We start from the raw sequence: 18,699 nt of genomic DNA, 5'->3' as shown, positions 1-18,699 counted from the left end.
ATGCCCTGAGGATGAACAAAGATTGGACATCATACTGATTGGAGAAATCTTATGTCTAAAGTAGAAACGTTAAAATATTTTGTTAATGGCCAATGGTTGGATTCAAAAACCGATCGGTTTATGGATGTGCATAATCCCAGTACGGGCGAAGTGATAGCCAAAGCGCCTTGCTGCACGGAGCAGGAAGTGCAGGCGGCGATTACCGCCGCCAGGAACGCCTTTCCTGCCTGGTCGGATACGCCGGCTATCAAGCGTGCGCAAATTATGTTCCGTATCCGTGAGCTACTCATCAAGCACGAAGAGCGTCTGACCGCCCTGGTCGCCAGGGAAAACGGCAAAGCCTGGGGCGATGCGCTTGGCGATGTGCTGAAGGCCAAAGAGGGCACGGAGCTGGCCTGTTCCGTACCCACCTTGCTGGCAGGTGAAAATTTGCTGGATGCATCGGCAGGGATTGATACTAACCTTTACAGAGAACCCATCGGCGTCTTTGCCGGTATCGTCCCGTTCAATTTCCCCGCGATGATCCCGATGGGGTGGATGGCGCCGTTATGTATCGCTTCCGGCAATACCATGGTGATCAAAGCGGCAAGTATGACGCCGTTGACCTGCATGGAAATCGCCAAACTTTATCAGGAGGCCGGCGTGCCGGAGGGGGTTATCAATATCGTCACCTGCTCGCGTCATGAAGCGGATCTGCTCCTGACCAACCCTGATGTAAACGGCGTTTCCTTTGTCGGTTCCACCTCCGTCGGTCTGCACGTTTATTCAAAAGCCGCGGCGCATGGCAAACGCGTTCAGGCATTGTGCGAAGCGAAAAACCACGCGCTGGTCTTAGCGGATGCGCCGGTGAACCGTACCGCCGCGGGGATTATCAATGCGGCCTTTGGCTGTGCCGGCGAACGCTGTATGGCTTTGCCTGTGGTGGTGGTTCAGGAAGAGATCGCCGACCAGCTTATTGCCGCCGTGGTTGAAAAGGCGAAGGCGCTGAAAGTCGGTCCCGGCTATTTGCACGAAACCGATATGGGGCCGGTCGTCTCCGCCGAACATAAAAAATCGGTGGAAGGCTGGATAACCAAAGGCGTGGAAGAAGGGGCCAAACTGGTGCTCGACGGCCGGGGTTATAACGTTGCCGGCTATGAAGAGGGCTACTATGTCGGTCCGACGGTGTTCGACCATGTAACGGAAGAGATGAGCATCGGCACGGAAGAAATTTTTGGTCCGGTTTTGTGCTTTAAACGGGTGAAAACTTTCGACGAAGGGTTGACGCTCATGAACCAGAATCCCTTTGCCAATGGCTCGGTTATCTTTACCCAAAATGGTTACTACGCGCGGGAATTCCAGAAGCGAACCCACGGCGGTATGGTCGGCATCAACGTCGGCATTCCCGTGCCGGTAGGCGTATTCCCGTTCTCCGGGCATAAGCATTCTTTCTTTGGCGACCTGCATTGCCTGGGCAAAGATGGCGTTCGTTTCTATACCGAATCCAAATGCGTAACCAGTCGTTGGTTTGACGAGGAAGAGATCAAGCGCGAGAAAGTCGACTCCTGGGACGGCACCATCTGATCGTTTGGTACGATGCCGTCCTCTGATGAGGCCGGCCATCGGGTCAAACCCCGAACATTGGGTAACCAATCAGTAGGGGTTCGTTCACCTCACGCCGCTATTCGAAAAACATCAATCATAATTTTCCCCGTAAAGACCGATCAACCGGCGCACCACGCCGTTCGTCCAGCCAAAACCATCCTGAAGCGGGTATTCGCCCCCGCCGCCTTCACGCGGCGTACCGTCGGCAATGTGATATTTTTCAATCAGCTTATGGTTCTGCCGGTAAAAAAGATTCACCGTTTTTAGCCAGTTACGGGCGATTTCATCGCCAAGCGCATCATTGCCGTACAGCTTAAAGCCCTGAATGGCCATCCATTGCAGCGGCGCCCAACCGTTGGGTTTATCCCATTGCTCACCGGTTTCATACTCGGTCGCCATCAGCCCCCCGGGGGTGAGCAGACGGGCGCGCACCGCTTCCGCCAGCCTGTCGGCCTGTTCGTGCGTGGCAAGCCCCACATACAGCGGTACGATACTGGCGGCGGAAAAGAGCGCCATCTGCTGACGATGCCAGTCATAGTCGCGAAAATACCCGTTCACTTCATCCCACAGATAGCGGGTGATCGCCGTGCGGCGGTCTTCCGCTTTTTGACGGAATAGCGCTTCCGTCGCTTTATCCCCTTTCAAAACAGAGATATTGGCGATAGCGCTCTCCAGCTTGTAAAGAAACGCATTGAGATCCACCGGGATAAACTGTGTGGTGCGAATACTGGCGAGGCGATGCGGATCGCGCAGCCAGCGCGACGAGTAGTCCCACCCCGACGCCGCTCCCGCCCGTAGATCCCGGTAAACTTGATTCGCCGGACGGCTGGAGTGTTTCGCGGTTTCCACATCTTCCAGCCAGGATTCGTCGCGCGGGGTATCCCTGTCGTCCCAGTAGCGGTTAAGCAGCTCGCCGTCGGGCATCCGTACCACGTGGCGATAGGCTTGATTCAGCGCCAGCGATTCGGCGCCGTCCATCCAGAAAGCATACTCTTGCTGTAGATGATCCAGATAACGCCGCGCGCCGCGCACGCCGTCTTCTTCAAACAGCTCCACCATCAGGGCGAACACCGGCGGCTGCGAACGGCTGAGATAATAGGTGCGATTGCCGTTGGGAATGTGGCCGTAGTTTTCAATCATCCAGGCGAAATTATCCGCCATACAGCGCAGCAGATCGTCGCGTCCGCTTTCCGCCAGCCCCAGCATGGTGAAGTAGGAGTCCCAGTAGTAGGTTTCGCTGAAACGGCCGCCCGGCACAATATAGGCCTGCGGCAGCGCCAGCAGCGACGACCACGGAATATGATCCTGAGGCTCGCGCGTCAGCACGACCCACAGATTATCGATATGTTCCTTAAGGGAATTTTCCGGGTCGGAGACATAATCGCTGCTATGGTCTTCCTCCAGCCAGAAATGCTCGTCGACAAACTGTCTCAGGTCAAACCCCGGCTTATTTTTCACCCGCCGGTAGCGAATAAGAATCTCCAGCGGGTCGCGTTTGGGCGCGCAGTCGGGGAAAGTCTTGCTGTCATCAAAAATACGCGCGGACTGCACGTGTTCGAACAATTCCAGATAGCGATCGGCGGGGGTCAGCGCGTCGGAGGGCGGAAGCCCTTCGATCATCTCCGGCTCCGGCTCCGCTTCGGGCATGTTATCCAGTGTCAACTCGCAGGGTTCAAGTTCGTATTGGCGATTTTTGTCGATGTCGGACTCCACTGATTCAGCAACGTGTAATTTTGAATTGAACATGTGCTACAAACCTCAGCATTGCGTCGAAAAAAATACGGGATATTGCCTGAGCGTGTCTCTATTTAAGTGTAGACATTCGCTTTATCACCTCCAGTAAAAATGTGCTATTCATCACACTTATGGCTATCGCCAATGCAGGGGGTGATTATATAAGGGATTATTTATAAAGGTAAAAATAACGATCCTCCGTGAACGCGCCACGCAAAAATCCGGCGTGTTTCATTTGCAACGATTTATGAACGGCCCCGGCTGGCGGGGCAATATTGAGGAAGGGAGGGGCGCACGCCGGCATCGAAAGCCGGACGGCGTTAGGGCGTCATAATGTCGGCGCGTCGGCGACCGCGCTGTGTCCGGCGTCGCGCGGCTGGATAGCCCGCAGGTCTTTTAGATAACTTTCACGCCAGTGCGCGATATCGTTTTCACGCAACACCGCCATCATGTCGTTGTAGCGGGAGAGACGTTCGGCCAGCGGCATAGTCAGCGCTTTATCCAGCGCTGCCGCCACCTCATCCCGATCGTAAGGATTGACGATCAGCGCGGCGGTCAGTTCATTGGCCGCGCCGGCAAAGCGTGACAGCACCAAAACGCCCGGATCGTCAGGATCCTGCGCGGCCACGTACTCTTTCGCCACCAGATTCATGCCATCACGCAGCGGCGTGACCAGCCCGACATCCGTCAGACGAAATATTTTCATCAGCAGACGGCGGTCGAAATGCTGGTTGAGATAGTAGAGTGGGGTGCGGTTTAGCGTGCCGTATTTGCCGTTAATCCGGCCGACCTCCATCTCCAACTGGTGGCGGATATCCTGATAAGCCTGTACATCTCCGCGCGAGGTTGGGGCGATTTGCGAATAGCGAACCTTGCCGCGATGCTGCGGGTAGTGCTCCAGCAAGGCTTCATACGCCAGGAAACGTTCCGGCAGCCCTTTAGAATAATCCAGCCGCTCGCAGGAAATAATATTCTGCGCATCGCCCAACTCGCGTTTCATCGCGACCATTTTGGGCGGCAGCGGCCCTTCCGCCATCTCTTTAATGCTGTCCGGCTCTATGCCTATCGGATAAACCGCGGTCATAAACGTATTGCCGAAAGCGCTATGGGTTTTCGTCCCGATCTGCTGCAACTCGGTCAGTTGGTTGAGGTTGTCAAGAAACGCCGTCCGGTCGGCTTCCGTTTGGAATCCGAGCAAATCAAATTCGCACATCATTTCCAGCAATGTTTCATGCGTGGGCAGCGCAGTAAAGATTTCCGGCGTCGGGAACGGGATATGCAGGAAGAACCCGATACGGTTATTCACTCCTATTTTGCGCAACGCGGCGGCAAACGGCAGTAAATGATAGTCATGGATCCACAGAATATCGTCCGGCTTAATCAATGGCTGTAGCCGTTTCGCCAGCATTTCATTAACCCGGCAGTAGTTTTCCCAGGCTTCGCGCTGAAACTGCACCAGATCGATGCGGTAATGGAATGCCGGCCAGATGACGGTATTGGAAAACTGGCAGTAATAAAGATCGTAATCGTTTTGATTAAGCGGCAGCGAGGCATATGTGATGCCATCCTGTTCCACCAGACTCAAATCATCATCATCTTCTTCACCAGAGATTTCACATATTTCTCCATTCCAGCCAAACCACAACCCCCCGGTGGTTTTCAGTGCATCCAGAATACCTACGGCCAGTCCGCCGGCGCTGGACTTCGACCCATCAGGAATAGCGATACGGTTAGATACGACTACCAGACGACTCATAACTTTAACTCCTTACCGACGTTATCTTGCTTTAATCGCAATAGTAGTTGTTCAAGCCAACCGTAAACATCCGCCACGTGTTTGAGGCGGTAGCGGGCATGGCCTGAACCGTCTCCGACCTTGACTGAAATGCCTTGCATGGCGTTCACTACCGCAAATCCTTTCTCATCCGTCAGGTCGTCTCCAACAAAAACCGGAATGCGCCCGGCGAAAGGGGCTTCTTGCATAAAAGCGGTAATCGCCGCGCCTTTATCCGTTCCTTGCGGCTTTATCTCCACCACGCACTTGCCCGGCTGTAGCGTAAGCTGAGGAAAGCGCGCCACGGCGGACTCCGCCAGCGCCAATACCCGCTGTTGATACGGCATCGCCTGGCGGTAGTGCAGCGCGAAAGCCATGCCTTTGGTTTCCAGCAAGGTGCCCGGCATGGCGGCCATCCCCTGTTCCAGCATGTGCCGCAGGGGAACCGCCACGTCAGCCGGCAGCATGACGCGATGCAGATTGCCCTCGCCGTCACGCCGCTCGGCGCCGTGCACGCCGGCCAGAGGCAGCCTGAGCGGCGCAGCCAGTTTATCCAGTTGTTCGATAGGACGGCCCGATACCAGCGCCAGCGCGCCGCGACACGCGGCCGACAGCGCCTGCAAATTGGCGCGGACGGCGCGAGGTATGACAACGTCGTCTGGCTGCGGTCGAATCTCCGCCAGCGTGCCGTCCACATCGAAAAAGAAAGCGTATAGCCCGCCGCCCAGCGCGGGGAAAGGGGGAGTGTCTGTGGTGTTTTCTGTTGTTATGGTGGTCAAACTGATTCTCCTGTCTGAATGAGGTTCGCACTGCACTGTGTGACGGTAAAGTGTTACGCGACTTATCGTCGCGGTGTCATTGCACGCGCCAGGTGAAGTTCCTGAATCGCAATCGCGCGAGGAGTGTCTGATGCCACGGTGAAGCAAGGAAACGCCGCAAACGAAATAACGTGAACATGCGGCGAATGGGTAGGATAAAAACAGCTTATTTCGATAACTTCGTTGATAGTACGCTCTACAATTGAATAGATATAACCCAATAACCATAACCTGACTGTGAACATCATTGTGTTCTAGTGTAGACGCGGCTGGATATTTTTCCAGGCCGCGCGGAAGCGATCCGCCGCCTCATCAGGATAAGGATACAGGGTCTGGGCTGCTGCAAGCAGCCTGAACCTCTCTACTGAAGTTGCTTATCTTCGGCGGGCAGGGCGTCATGTTTATCAGCACGATGCTCGATACTCACGCGGTATTGGCGTTGCATATCCGTTCTCCCTTGGCCGATGAGTTAGCCCCTGGTTTTTCCCGCCGCCGGGGCCGCGCCCAGCGTCCCAAACTCAGCGGCGACCTTGACGTAAAAAAGGTGTATTTGCGCTGTATCCAGATGCTGTAGAAAACGTTGGGCCTCTTCTTCAGTTACCACCAGCGTTACCTGAACCGGCTGATCCGACAAATCGAAGAGATTGACCGCATGCAGTGCGCCATCATGCCCCAGCCCTTCAAGGGCGCCATTCAGCGTAGCGCCGCGCAGGCCCTGACGTTTGGCTTCCTCAATCAGCCATTGAGCAAGCGGCAGACGACCATACATGCGATCCTGCTGGGTAAAGAAAGTAATTTGATAGCCGTGCATATTTCCCCCTGAAAGAAGTAAGTTGACCCGGTAGTTTTCGTCAGCGTCCGATCTACCTTTACGTTGACGTTGATTCGGCGCTTTTGACACGAACGGTCGGCGTGACCGACATACCCACGCGCAGCTTTTGCGCATCTTTCTGCCCGTTCTGCAATTGAATACGGACGGGAAGACGCTGAACGATTTTAGTGAAATTACCCGTGGCGTTATGAGCCGGCACCAGCGAAAAACTTGCGCCGCTGGCCGGCCCTACGCTTTCAACATTACCTTTGAGTCGTACCCCGGGCAGCGCATCCACCGTGATGTCAACCGATTGGCCGATCTGCACGCGGGCCAGTTGAGTCTCACGGAAGTTGGCCTCAATATAGACTTTGTCCAGCGGAACCAGGGTGAGCAGGGATTCGCCCGTCTGCGCATAGCCGCCGACCCGCACATGACTCTGGGCAACGATGCCGGCAACCGGCGCGGTCACGCTGGCATAGGACAGCTTCAGATCCGCATTGGCTTTTTGCGCCCGCGCCTTTTCAAGCTCGGCGCGCAGGATCGTCACTTGCTGTTCGGCCGAACGCAATCCGGCCTGATCGCGTTCATAAGCGGCGCGCTGCACGGCCCGTTCCGCTTCGGCCTGCTGCTGCGCCTGCACCGTGCCCGATCCATTACGCGCCAGGTCGGCGAAGCGCTGATGGTTTCTTTCGGCCAACTTGAGACTGGCGCTCGATGCGGCTACGACTGAACGCGCCTGTGCGATCACGCTTTGCTGGCGATCCAACTGCGCCTGGAGGCTATCGACGGCGGCTTGCGCATTGTTTACCTCGACGATCAATTCGCGATCGTCAATGTGAAACAGCGGCGCGCCTTTCTCTACGTGTTGATTGTCATCGACTAATACTGTGGTGATAACGCCCGAAACCTGGGGAGCTATCACCGTTAAATCCGCCCGCACGTAGGCATCGTCCGTAGTTTGCGAGGAGGCGCTGGCTTCCGGCCTGTTGAGTATAAAAAATGCGGCTGTCAGAACGACGGCGGCAACAAGCGCGATGATGATTTGCAGATGATTTTTTTTAGTCATTTTCACTTTTCTTTAGCTTATTTTGGCGGCCGCGTCAGTTTGAGCGGCCGATGGAACGGATGGAACAATGCGAGGCACCACGGGCGCCGGAATGTGTTGAAACTTCAGTACGAGCGGGATCAGCAACAGCACCATGAGGCCGATCGCACGATAGACGTCCGCCACGGCCAGAACGCTGCTTTGCCTTGCAATCTGCTCGGCCAGTTCGGCGGGCGTGGTATCAAAGCCGGCCCAGTGAGGCATGAGGTTGCCGGCCCGATCGCGCAGCGTCTCGTAGTGGAATCGGGAGCGCTCCACGTTCAACTGGCCGGTGAATGCTCCGGCCAGGATGGTGCTGATGACCCGCACGATATTGACCAAGCCGGCGAGAAAGGGTCCTTCCATCGGCTGCACGACGCTGACGATAAGAAACAGCATGGCGACCATCGCCAGCGGTTGCCCAATGGCGTGCAGCAGTGTGGCGGTCAGAAACTGCCGCACCATCCATTCATCCGTGATGCCGGAGGCTAACCAGCACGCAGCGGCCATGCATGCCAGCCCGGCCGCAAAGACATGGCGCGCGTCGACCCAGCGCCGATACAGCAGCATCGCCACGCAGGAGCCCAGCACCAGTTGCGGAAGCCCGACCATCAGACCCAGTGGCGCACTTTGTTGCAGACGAAAACCATGCAGAGTGGCAAGCGCATTTGCCGGCAGGCCAACACCGGCAAACATCGCCACCAGAAGGCCGGTCAGAGAAATGAAGCCCAGCCAGATGTTGCGGCGCTTTAGCAAGTCCAGCCGGACGAACGGCGCAGCGTGAAACCACTCACTCACCAGGAACAGCGCCGTGAAGCCGACGCCGACACCGAGCGCGGCAACGATAACGGGCGAGTGGAGCCAGTCCAGACGCACGCCTTGGTCGATACCCACCACCAGCAGCATCAGGCCGGGTATGGCGAACATCATGCCGAACCAGTTAGCCTGTTTCAGCCGCGGCAGCGCCGTCGGCATTTTGGGAATACCCCAACCGACCATAGCCATGGCGAGCAGCCCGAGCGGGATCACATGCCAGTAAGCCCATCGCCAGTTCTCAAGATGATCTACGCTCAAGGCGGCCAGCCAGAGCGCGACATTGGGCGACAGCGTGGCCGTCATTGCAAACAGCGCCAGGCCGTGCAACCGAATCGGCGCCGGCAGGAAACGCAGGGCGGCCATCATCAGAATCGGCACCAGCGATCCGGCGCACAGGCCGTGCAGAACGCGCAGCGCCAGCAGTACGTGCAGATCGCGAATAAAGGGCAGCACGGCGGCCAGCGTAAGCGCCGCCGCCAGCATCGTCAAATGGAAGCGGCGCATCGAGAACGTGATGGCGAACCAGGCGGCAAACGGCATAGCAGCCAGCTCGCCGGCCGAATAGGCCGTGGAGAGCCAGGAAATATCATCTTTAGCGAAACCCAGCCCTCCTTGTATATCAACCAATACCAGTGCGGGAACGCGACTGCTTAGGCCCGCCATCATAGCGGCCAAAAGAACCCCCAGCAGACCGACGGTCAGACGGATACCAAAAACCGGCTGCGCCGGCGAGACGGCGGGAGCCGGCGCGGATATTGCGGCGCTCATGATAACGCCTTGGCCGAAGCCGCATCGCAACGGTTGGCGACGCCGTTGCGCTCCCGGCTTGCGTCGAAACGCAGAGCCGCTGATGTCGGGCCGATGGACAGGATCTGCCCCGAGGGGACAACGGCGCACTCTGCCCGTAATCGAGCAACCAACGCAGGGGGGCCTTGATACAACGGTGTGTATCGAGCAGGACGATTCATTTAATTCCTCAAACCGAGACGGTACTGACTGGTCTCTTCATTTAAACGTCAAAAAGAAAGGGGATATTACGAAATACTTGATGTGTGGAAACCGGTCGGTATCCTACAGTTCAAGACAAGCGCCGTCAATTGGCTAATATTGATATCATCAATGGGTTTTATGAATGGATACCGGCAGGTATACTTGCCAAAACCTGAAGTTTACTGTGCCCCTGGAGCTCCCTGTGTGCGAATCTGCTTATCCCCATCGCGACAAGACGCCCGTCATCTTGCGCGCCGCGGCATCGGTGTTCCTGACCCATGGCTTCAGCGCTGCGACCACGGATATGATCCAGCGCGAAGCCGGCGTCTCCAAAAAAACGCTGTACGCCTGCTTTCCCAGTAAAGAAGCCATGTTCATGGCGATGATCGAGTGCCAGTGTGCGTCGATGGCGGCGACCGTCAGGGCGATACAACCGGCCCCAAACGATCTTAATAAAACACTGACGGATATCGGCAGAGCCTATCTGGATATCGTGCTGTCTGATACTGGCGTGGCGTTGTTCCGGGTGGTTGTCGCGGAGGCCCCGCGTTTTCCCCAGGCCGGGAGGCATTTCTATCTGGCTGGCCCCAAAGTGGTCACATCGATGGTGGCGGAGTGCTTAAGCGAAGCCTCGCGGGCCGGCGATATCGACATCCACGCCATCGGCGCCGAGACCGCAGCGTCGTTATTCATCGGCATGGTGCGTACGGAAGGGCAGTTGGAGGGGTTGCTGCATCCGGGGTCGCGGCCCTCCGTCGAGCAACTGGACCGGTGGGTACGGCTGGCAGTAGATACTTTTCTCGGCCGATTCGCCGTCGCGCGCGCATGATTGCGCCGTTGCCGGAAAGGGGTATGGCAAGTAGGGGCGTAATTTATTTAACGATCTATGGTCATTAGGGGATGTCTGCGGAACAAAAAATGGTGCGTTCTAATGGACTCGAACCATCGACCCCCACCATGTCAAGGTGGTGCTCTAACCAACTGAGCTAAGAACGCATTTGAGGATAAATTCTTTGAAAATCAGGCTGTCAGCCTGACAGCGGGACGAATATTAGCGGGCTATACTGCGGCTGGCAAGGGGAAAAATGCAATTTTGTTCCCTCGGACGGCGCGGCTGCTGCACTTGTATTCATTCCGCTGGTTTTTCCATCATTTATGGCGCAAAGAGCCGCGTTCGTCGCGGCTGAAACCGGGGTTAACGGGCCGCCCGCGCTAAAATCAGCGCCGCTGGCTGGCGCTGAAGCCAGCGGATCCGGGTCATCATCATGATCGCGGCGGCGGTTAAGCCAATAATAAATCCGCACCAGAAACCCGCGGGGCCCATGCGGGGAACGATATGGTCCGTTAGCGCCAGCAGATAGCCGCTGGGCAGCCCCAGTACCCAATAGGCCGTGAAGGTGATGTAAAAGATCGAGCGGGTGTCTTTGTAACCGCGCAACACCCCGCTGCCGATAACCTGTACTGCGTCGGAGATTTGATAGACGGCGGCCAGTAACATTAAGTGGGATGCCATCGCTACCACGGCCGGATCCTGATTGTAAAGCAGAGCGATAGGCTCACGTAACAAGGTGGTGAAAATCGCCGTGCAGAGCGCAAACAGCACGCCGGTCATCAGACCGGTATAGGCGGCGATGCGGGCGAGTTCGACGGCGCCTTCCCCCAGCCGGTGACCGACGCGAATGGTGGTGGCGACGCCGATGGAAAGGGGAAGCACGAACATCAGTGAACTGAAGTTCAGCGCGATCTGGTGGCCCGCGACATCCACCACCCCCAACGGAAGCACCAACAGCGCCACCACGGCAAAGAGGGTAACTTCAAACAGCAGCGCCAGCGCAATAGGCAGGCCGAGAGTAAACAGGCGCTTCAGCGTGTGCCAGTCGGGCCTGAATCGACGCGGCAATTTAATATCGCGCAACCAGGCTACACGTTTGGTGTAGCCTAACAGCAGCAACAGCATGATCCAGTAAACGGTTGCGGTTGCCACGCCGCAGCCAACCCCGCCCAGTTCCGGCAGACCGAATTTACCGTGGATAAATACATAGTTAATGGGAATATTGATTAAAAGTCCGATAAAACCAATGACCATCCCCGGTTTGGTTTTCGACAATCCCTCGCACTGGCAGCGCAAAACCTGATAGAACAGATAGCCCGGCACCCCCCACAGCAGCGCATGCAGATAGCCAATCGCTTTTTTCGCCAGTTCCGGCGATCCGTCATTCATCAGGTTGATGACGTATTCGCCCTGATACAGCGCCAGCATGATGAGAAGCGAGGCGAGCAGCGCCAGAAAGAAAGATTGTTGAACCTGATGCGCGATGCGCTCCCGACGGCCGGCCCCATTCAACTGCGCGACGACCGGCGTCAGCGCCAGCAATAATCCATGCCCGAAAAGAATGGCGGGCAGCCAGATGGACGTTCCGACGGCGACGGCGGCCATATCCGTGGCGCTGTAGGCGCCGGCCATAATGGTATCGACCACCCCCATGGATGTCTGAGATACTTGCGCAATAATGACAGGAACCGCGAGCGCCAATAAATTACGCGCTTCTGACCGATACTTCTGCACAAACACCTTCCTTGAATTGACGAACCGGATAGCGGAATAATTAATCGTGGATAAATACAATTCTGTCTCAGCCCGAGACGAGGCTGGTATTGTAACGACTTGTCGGCCGGAAACCAGCTTGCCGGAGAATAAATTAACCGAAGGCGACTGGCCGATTAACATACTCGCCGATTTCGGTAATGGGTTTGGTTTTCAACTTAATCTGGGGCACACTGCATAACAGTCATTTATAGCAATCGGCAATGAGCGTGCTATCGGTATCGTTTAGCACCTATTTCATTTACATCGTTTTTAAGAGGCAAGCCGTATGTTTACCGGTATTGTTCAAGGCACCGCGCCGGTGGTGTCCATTGATGAAAAATCAAATTTTCGTACCCATGTTATTCAACTGCCGCCCGAATTATTGTCGGGACTGGTTCCCGGCGCTTCCGTCGCTAATAATGGCTGCTGCCTGACGGTGACCTCAGTGAAAGGCGATCGCGTCAGTTTTGATTTAATGAAAGAAACGCTCCGGCTGACCAATCTGGGAGAGATCGCCGAAGGCGATCGGGTAAACGTTGAGCGGGCGGCAAAATATGGTGATGAGATCGGTGGACACGTGATGTCCGGTCATATCATCTGTACCGCAGAGGTGGTGAAAATTCTGGTGTCGGAAAATAATCACCAGATTTGGTTCCGGCTGGCTGACGAATCACTGATGAAGTATGTGCTGCACAAAGGTTTTATCGGGATTGACGGCATCAGTCTAACGATTGGGGAAGTCACCCGCAGCCGTTTCTGCGTGCATTTGATTCCTGAGACGCTGAACCGCACCACGCTGGGACAAAAGCGCCTGGGGCATCGGGTGAATATTGAAATCGACCCGCAAACACAAGCGGTCGTCGATACGGTTGAACGGGTATTAGCCAACCGGCAGCCGGCTCCGGTTACGTCGGAAGAGTAGGCTGACGAAAAAAACGCTGGCGCGGCGTTAAGCGTTTGGCTAGCAAAAGCAAGCCGTTCGGAAAAGGTTCCCGTACGGCCTTGTCAAAATCCGTTCAGCGTGGAACGCGCACGCCGCCTTCGATACCGTCAATGCTGAACAGCACTTGCCAAAGCTGAATGTTACGGGCGCGAAATGCGCCGGCGCAGGCATTGAGATAGTAGCCGAACATGCGACGGAACCGTGCGGAGTAGCGCTCGGAAAGCTCAGGCCAGGATTGTTGGAAACGCTCGTGCCATGCCATCAGGGTGCGATCATAATCGGCGCCAAAGTTATGCCAGTCTTCCATCACCATATAAGGTTCGCTGGCGTGCGCGATATGTTGTACTGAAGGTACGCAGCCGTTAGGGAAAATGTATTTATTAATCCAGGGATCGACTTCGGCGTTGGTTTTTTTGGCGCCTATGGTGTGCAGTAAAAATAATCCGTCTGCTTTAAGATTTTTTCTGACGACACGGAAATAGGTGTCGTAGTTTCTCGGCCCGACATGTTCAAACATCCCGACAGAGACGACCCGATCAAATTGCAGATTCAGATCGCGATAATCCTGTAGCAAAATGGTGACATCCAGATCTTTGCAGCGCTCCTGCGCCAGCTTCTGCTGTTCTTTGGAAATGGTGACGCCGCAGACCGAGACGCCATACCGGCGAGCGGCAAATTCCGCCAATCCGCCCCAGCCACAGCCGATATCCAACAGTTTCATTCCTGGTTTGAGTTGCAGCTTTTCGCAGATCATCGCCAGCTTGTCTTGCTGAGCCTGCTCCAGCGTGGACGCCTGTTTCCAGTAGCCGCATGAGTACTGCATCGCGGGATCCAGCATCAGCGAAAATAAGTCGTTGCCTAAATCATAGTGCTCTTTGCCGACTATCCAGGCGCGCTTTTTGGATTGTAAATTTATCAGCCGTGCGGCAGCGATGCGCAAGATATCTTTGAGATGGTGGGGGATTTTTTCATCCAATCCGGCGCGTAATACGCGATGAAAAAATATGTCTAGTCTCTCGCACTCCCACCAGCCATCCATATAGCTTTCACCCAATCCCAATGATCCTTCACGCAATACGCGCTTAAAAAAATCAGGATTTTTAACTTTGATATCGAAAGGGCGGGAACCGTTGATTTTGATATCAGCGATAGCCAGCATTTCCCGCACAATTTGGAACCAGGATGTGTTATGGCGGTCAAGCTCCGCCACATCTTCTATACATGATGAACTCATAACTTCTCCCTACCTTGCTTTCATGATGAAACCGCAAGGAAAACATAGACAATTTTTACCTATTCTCGGTATCGGTGGGGATCGCCCATCGTCTACTCTCTGAATCGTCAGAGGAAATTGAAGAGAAAAGCCGGTACGCAAATACGTAGGGGCACTTATCCTTAAGATAAAAACGCACATTCCCTATGCGCTTAACACTAAAAGATAGTGATAAATAGAATTGTTGTCACAAAAAATCATAAATAGTTTATGACTGCTTCAGTCGGGGTACAAGTATAAATTGACTGAAGCAGTTGTTGGTATCAAGCATCTTGCCGCGTGATATAAGAAATTCGTCTGTTATCAGGAGTAACGTCGATAGTCGCGAAAGGGACCGTCGGCAACGGAACGGCGCTCAATCAGGGTAGGGTGTACTTCGATAACCTGGGCATCTTCACGCTTGCTGGTGATACGGTCCAGCAACATGGAAAAAGCGGATTGCCCCAGCCGTTCTTTGGGCTGATGAATGGTGGTCAGCGCCGGGGTAAAAAAGCGGGCATGGCGGATATTGTCGTAGCCAATCACCGAAATATCCTGAGGAACGCGCAGCCCCAGTTCATCGGCGGCGCAGATCGCTCCCATCGCCATAATATCCCCGCCGCAGAACACCGCCGTCGGCCGGTGTTTCTGCGCCAGAATTTGGTGCATCGCCTTATAGCCGGATTCCGGCTCGAAATCGCCCTGAACGATCCATTCATCATGAATCTGAATATCGGCGTCGTTCAACGCTTTTAAAAAACCAAGATAGCGCCCGCTGCCGGTATTTCGCTCTTGAATGCCGGGGATGGCGCCGATGTCCCGATGACCGCGCTCGATAAGGTAACGGCCCGCCATATAACCGCCCTCAAAGGCGTTATCGATAATGGTATCGGTAAAATCGCTGTGCGCCTGACCCCAATCCATAACCACCATCGGAATGCTGCGATAGTTTTCCAGCATGGCGAGCAATTCGGGTGGATATTCCGCACACATGACCAGCAAGCCATCGACGCGTTTTTGCGCCAGCATGGAAAGATAGGCGCGTTGTTTATCAAGCTCGTTATGCGAATTACATAAAATCAGCGTATAGCCTTTGGCATAGCAACTGTTTTCAACGGCTTCTATGATTTCCGCAAAATAGGGAGCTTCACTTGACGTCGCCAGCAAACCAATGGATTTAGTGTGATTAACTTTAAGACTGCGGGCGACGGCGCTGGGCGAATAGTGTAATTCTTTAATGGCTGCGCGTACGGCAGCCTTGGTCTCTTCGGCGACGAAACGTGTTTTATTAATCACGTGTGATACGGTTGTGGTAGAAACGCCGGCGCGTTTCGCCACATCTTTGATCGTTGCCATGTAAAAATAACTCCTGAACGCACTTATTACAGTCGTAAGTATATTGTTAATCGTTTGCCTGCGTTTATCGTTCTCTTTCTTAGTGAAAAAACAGGATTTCAGAAGGAGAATGCCGAATGTTATACCTGAAGGGGCAAGGTTGACGTTTTTCGACCACTATTTTTCGAATACTACGCGGCGCGTCGTTAAACAGCGGATTTTGTCCGATTTGCCACCAAAGTGGAAGCGGTAATTTATACTATTATTGATACATAGGTATAAGATTTTTCTTTCAAACTATGGAAGAATCGCTATCGTCATTAAGCGGTTTTTTACCCGAGGTTGGGGCTGAGCTTCCAAAGATGGTCAATACTTTCTTCCGATAACTTGTGTGCGCAAAGGAGACACCTATGGATACTGACCTGAAGATGTCGTTGCTGACCACCGTTGGTGCGCTGGCGATGATCATTGTCTTTAGTTTTGTCGCGGTACTGAATTAATTGGCGTTGGGGCGTTCCGCCGTTTAACGCTATCACTATTTACTCAGGCATGTTTTACGGTGTGAAAACATGCCTGAATTCTTTCTGCCTCGCAGTTTAGCTTGTTGTGCCCTCTCTGAGCCAGCGTCAGCGCATGGTCTGAGGAGTGACGACGCGCCGTGCGCCGACATAATGATCCTGCCAGTAATCCTCACTCAGTTTACTAATGCGAATATCCGAGCCGGTACGCGGCGACTGAATGAATTTCCCGTTGCCCAGATAAACCCCGACATGATCGGCGACGCCGCGATTGTTGATGCGGAAGAAAACCAAATCGCCGCTTTCCAATTCGCTTTTCTGAATCGGCGCCGCATCGCGTAAATGATACATTTCATTCGCCGTGCGGGGGATGGGGATTTTAACCACGTCTTTGTAGGCGTAATAAACCAAACCACTACAGTCAAAACCGGTAAAAGGCGATGATCCGCCCCAGCGATAAGGTTTTCCCACCTGGCTCATCAGCTTGTTCATCGCCGTTAATTTGGCTTGTTGATAGCGTTTTTTATGCGCGGCGCTTAATGCCAATCCTTTCTCTTCGCTTTTCCGGTTTTTTAGATCGGTGTTTTTAAGGCCGTGTTTTACTCTGGCGTTCGACGAGGAAAGTCTTACCCCGTTTTTCGTCTGCGACTTTTTGAGGCCGGTCTTAATTAACGCCGGGGTGTTGTTCTTTGTTCTTGATGCGATTTGCTGCGGTTTATGCTGCGTCGTGCGGACGGTTTTAACTTTATTGATCTCAGGATGCGGCGTATTCGCTTTGCGGCTGTTTCCGGGGTGTTTGTTTTTTTTATGATTGTCATCAGGTACGGCGCCTACGCTGGTTTTTGGTGACGATGATTTTGGCGTATGCGGCGTCGCCTGAGCTATGCTCGGGAGTAAATTACTGAAAAATAATATAAAAATAGCAATAAACACGCGCATCATGAAAATGGCCGAATTTAATCCTTAAATCGTTCAAGCGGAACAGTATTCCCGAAAACGGCCGTATAAAAAAGTGGGAATGACCACTTTGTGTATACAGAATAGTGAAAAAAAGTTAATGATGGTTTTTCGGTGGATTTATCATCGTTTTCTGCCGTGAATTTATCAACAGCGGTGTACGCTAGGGGAAAATATATCCCTACAAAAAATAGCGTTTTTTTGTGGCGGCCGCTCTCGGTACAATATCATTGAGTGGATGGCGCTGTAATGGCACATCTGATAGCGCTTATGGTTAATGAACATGACGTTAGCCATCCTATAGGTTAAGGAAGCAAGAGAATGACGACAACGACAATTGAAAAAATTCAGCGCCAGATCGCTGAAAACCCGATTCTGCTGTATATGAAAGGTTCACCTAAATTGCCAAGTTGCGGGTTTTCCGCACAGGCGGTACAGGCGTTGTCGGCTTGTGGCGAACGTTTCGCCTATGTCGATATCCTACAGAACCCGGATATCCGTGCCGAATTGCCTAAGTACGCAAATTGGCCGACGTTTCCCCAGCTGTGGGTCGACGGTGAATTGGTCGGTGGCTGTGACATCATTATTGAAATGTATCAGCGCGGCGAGTTACAGCCGCTGATTAAAGAAACAGCGGAAAAATATAAATCTCAGCAGGAAGGGCAGGAATAAATCCAGCGGGAGTCGCATACGCTTGCATATGCAATGCGGATAAAATTGCGGCGGGATGAAAAAAAGACAGCGTGGCGAAAGCTACCCTGTCTTTTTTAATGCGGTTTAACTGGCAACGGAGGTGGTTGCTGATTGGTTTTCGTCAAAAGCGATAGGCCATCCGCCCATCCGTTTCCAGCGGTTAACCAGTTCGCAAAACAACAGCGCAGTCTGATTGGTATCGTAAAGTGCGGAATGCGCCTGGCTGGAGTCAAAAGCGATCCCGGCGGCAAGACAGGCTTTGGCGAGAACGGTTTGCCCCAAGACCAGGCCGCTCAGCGCCGCCGTGTCAAACGTGGCGAAAGGATGGAAAGGATTGCGCTTCAAACTGCATCGTTCAGCCGCAGCCATCATGAAGCCATGATCAAAGGTTGCGTTATGCGCCACGATAATTGCTCGGTTGCATCCCTGATCTTTTATGCCCTTGCGCACGACTTTGAAAATTTCATGCAGGGCGTCATACTCGCTGACCGCGCCGCGTAATGGGTTAGTGGGGTCAATGCCGTTAAACGCCAGCGCGGCGGGTTCCAATATTGCGCCCTCGAACGGCTCAACGTGGAAATGCATGGTGTCATCCGGCTGTAGCCATCCATCAGCGTCCATTTTTAATGTTACCGCTGCAACTTCCAGTAATGCATCGGTTTTGGCATTAAACCCGGCAGTCTCAACATCGATCACTACCGGGTAAAACCCGCGGAAACGACCGCTCAGGGCGTTCAGGTCATTTTTATCAGCCATTAGTCTCTTAATCTTTAGCAAAACGCAGCGCGCATTATGGCAAA

Annotated in this window: 17 protein-coding genes and 1 tRNA gene; 5 read left to right on the top strand and 13 right to left on the bottom strand. The window is 53.9% G+C overall.

Annotated elements, in window-relative coordinates; all coding sequences use genetic code 11:
* Positions 1-51: 51 nt before the first annotated feature.
* Complete coding sequence (locus JG725_RS03975; protein WP_172289307.1) at positions 52-1,563, top strand: CoA-acylating methylmalonate-semialdehyde dehydrogenase; 1,512 nt, start codon at positions 52-54, stop codon at positions 1,561-1,563.
* 111 nt (positions 1,564-1,674) lie between these two features.
* Here the strand turns inward: JG725_RS03975 and JG725_RS03970 are convergent, their stop codons facing one another.
* From JG725_RS03970 to JG725_RS03940, 7 genes are all read right to left on the bottom strand, one after another.
* Positions 1,675-3,330 (bottom strand): alpha,alpha-trehalase, encoded by a 1,656-nt coding sequence (locus JG725_RS03970; RefSeq protein ID WP_172289308.1) that lies wholly within the window; start codon positions 3,328-3,330, stop codon positions 1,675-1,677.
* A 316-nt stretch (positions 3,331-3,646) separates the two neighbouring features.
* Complete coding sequence (gene otsA / locus JG725_RS03965; RefSeq protein ID WP_199376677.1) at positions 3,647-5,074, bottom strand: alpha,alpha-trehalose-phosphate synthase; 1,428 nt, start codon at positions 5,072-5,074, stop codon at positions 3,647-3,649.
* The gene (gene otsB, locus JG725_RS03960) at positions 5,071-5,871 is read right to left on the bottom strand and encodes a trehalose-phosphatase (RefSeq protein WP_199376675.1); all 801 of its coding nucleotides are present in this window, start codon (positions 5,869-5,871) and stop codon (positions 5,071-5,073) included. The genes otsA and otsB overlap by 4 nt, the downstream gene beginning before the upstream one ends.
* A 508-nt stretch (positions 5,872-6,379) precedes the next feature.
* Complete coding sequence (locus JG725_RS03955; RefSeq protein ID WP_172289311.1) at positions 6,380-6,721, bottom strand: DUF190 domain-containing protein; 342 nt, start codon at positions 6,719-6,721, stop codon at positions 6,380-6,382.
* A 58-nt stretch (positions 6,722-6,779) separates the two neighbouring features.
* Positions 6,780-7,790, bottom strand: a complete 1,011-nt coding sequence (locus JG725_RS03950) for an HlyD family secretion protein (RefSeq protein WP_199376673.1) — start codon at positions 7,788-7,790, stop codon at positions 6,780-6,782.
* Between the two features lie 12 nt (positions 7,791-7,802).
* A complete protein-coding gene (locus tag JG725_RS03945; protein ID WP_199376671.1) occupies positions 7,803-9,392 on the bottom strand; it encodes an MFS transporter in 1,590 nt (529 codons plus the stop codon).
* Positions 9,389-9,592, bottom strand: a complete 204-nt coding sequence (locus tag JG725_RS03940) for a hypothetical protein (protein ID WP_199376669.1) — start codon at positions 9,590-9,592, stop codon at positions 9,389-9,391. Before JG725_RS03940 ends, JG725_RS03945 begins: the two co-directional genes overlap by 4 nt.
* A gap of 224 nt (positions 9,593-9,816) precedes the next feature.
* Between JG725_RS03940 and JG725_RS03935 the strand changes: the two genes are divergently transcribed.
* The gene (locus JG725_RS03935) at positions 9,817-10,443 is read left to right on the top strand and encodes a TetR/AcrR family transcriptional regulator (RefSeq protein ID WP_330527508.1); all 627 of its coding nucleotides are present in this window, start codon (positions 9,817-9,819) and stop codon (positions 10,441-10,443) included.
* Positions 10,444-10,533: 90 nt separating this feature from the next.
* Here JG725_RS03935 and JG725_RS03930 read toward each other — a convergent pair.
* Both JG725_RS03930 and JG725_RS03925 read right to left on the bottom strand, forming a co-directional pair.
* Positions 10,534-10,610: transfer RNA gene (locus JG725_RS03930), tRNA-Val, on the bottom strand.
* A gap of 199 nt (positions 10,611-10,809) precedes the next feature.
* Complete coding sequence (locus tag JG725_RS03925; protein ID WP_199376665.1) at positions 10,810-12,180, bottom strand: MATE family efflux transporter; 1,371 nt, start codon at positions 12,178-12,180, stop codon at positions 10,810-10,812.
* A 307-nt stretch (positions 12,181-12,487) separates the two neighbouring features.
* On the opposite strand from JG725_RS03925, the gene JG725_RS03920 reads away from it, so the two are divergent.
* Positions 12,488-13,123, top strand: a complete 636-nt coding sequence (locus tag JG725_RS03920; protein ID WP_199376663.1) for a riboflavin synthase subunit alpha — start codon at positions 12,488-12,490, stop codon at positions 13,121-13,123.
* 94 nt (positions 13,124-13,217) lie between these two features.
* Here JG725_RS03920 and cfa read toward each other — a convergent pair whose 3' ends face one another.
* Both cfa and purR read right to left on the bottom strand, forming a co-directional pair.
* Positions 13,218-14,378 carry a cyclopropane fatty acyl phospholipid synthase gene (gene cfa, locus JG725_RS03915; RefSeq protein WP_172289318.1) on the bottom strand — a complete coding sequence of 387 codons (1,161 nt, stop codon included), beginning with the start codon at positions 14,376-14,378 and terminating at the stop codon, positions 13,218-13,220.
* 342 nt (positions 14,379-14,720) lie between these two features.
* Entirely contained in the window at positions 14,721-15,752 is a 1,032-nt protein-coding gene (purR, locus tag JG725_RS03910) for an HTH-type transcriptional repressor PurR (RefSeq protein ID WP_172289319.1), read from the bottom strand.
* Positions 15,753-16,141: 389 nt separating this feature from the next.
* Between purR and JG725_RS03905 the strand changes: the two genes are divergently transcribed.
* Positions 16,142-16,231 carry a YnhF family membrane protein gene (locus tag JG725_RS03905; protein ID WP_121575788.1) on the top strand — a complete coding sequence of 30 codons (90 nt, stop codon included), beginning with the start codon at positions 16,142-16,144 and terminating at the stop codon, positions 16,229-16,231.
* Positions 16,232-16,357: 126 nt separating this feature from the next.
* Here the strand turns inward: JG725_RS03905 and JG725_RS03900 are convergent, their stop codons facing one another.
* Positions 16,358-17,188 (bottom strand): C40 family peptidase, encoded by an 831-nt coding sequence (locus JG725_RS03900; protein WP_199377208.1) that lies wholly within the window; start codon positions 17,186-17,188, stop codon positions 16,358-16,360.
* Positions 17,189-17,527: 339 nt separating this feature from the next.
* On the opposite strand from JG725_RS03900, the gene JG725_RS03895 reads away from it, so the two are divergent.
* Positions 17,528-17,878, top strand: coding sequence for a Grx4 family monothiol glutaredoxin (locus JG725_RS03895; RefSeq protein ID WP_172289320.1), 351 nt, complete (start codon positions 17,528-17,530; stop codon positions 17,876-17,878).
* Between the two features lie 105 nt (positions 17,879-17,983).
* Here JG725_RS03895 and rnt read toward each other — a convergent pair whose 3' ends face one another.
* Positions 17,984-18,655 (bottom strand): ribonuclease T, encoded by a 672-nt coding sequence (gene rnt, locus JG725_RS03890; RefSeq protein ID WP_172289321.1) that lies wholly within the window; start codon positions 18,653-18,655, stop codon positions 17,984-17,986.
* Positions 18,656-18,699 lie beyond the last annotated feature (44 nt).

The organism is Brenneria sp. L3-3C-1 (genome assembly GCF_016456245.1).
In the GTDB taxonomy this organism is placed as follows: domain Bacteria; phylum Pseudomonadota; class Gammaproteobacteria; order Enterobacterales; family Enterobacteriaceae; genus Brenneria.
Note: the sequence above shows the minus strand (reverse complement) of the source record. Positions and strands in the feature narration are given on the sequence as shown.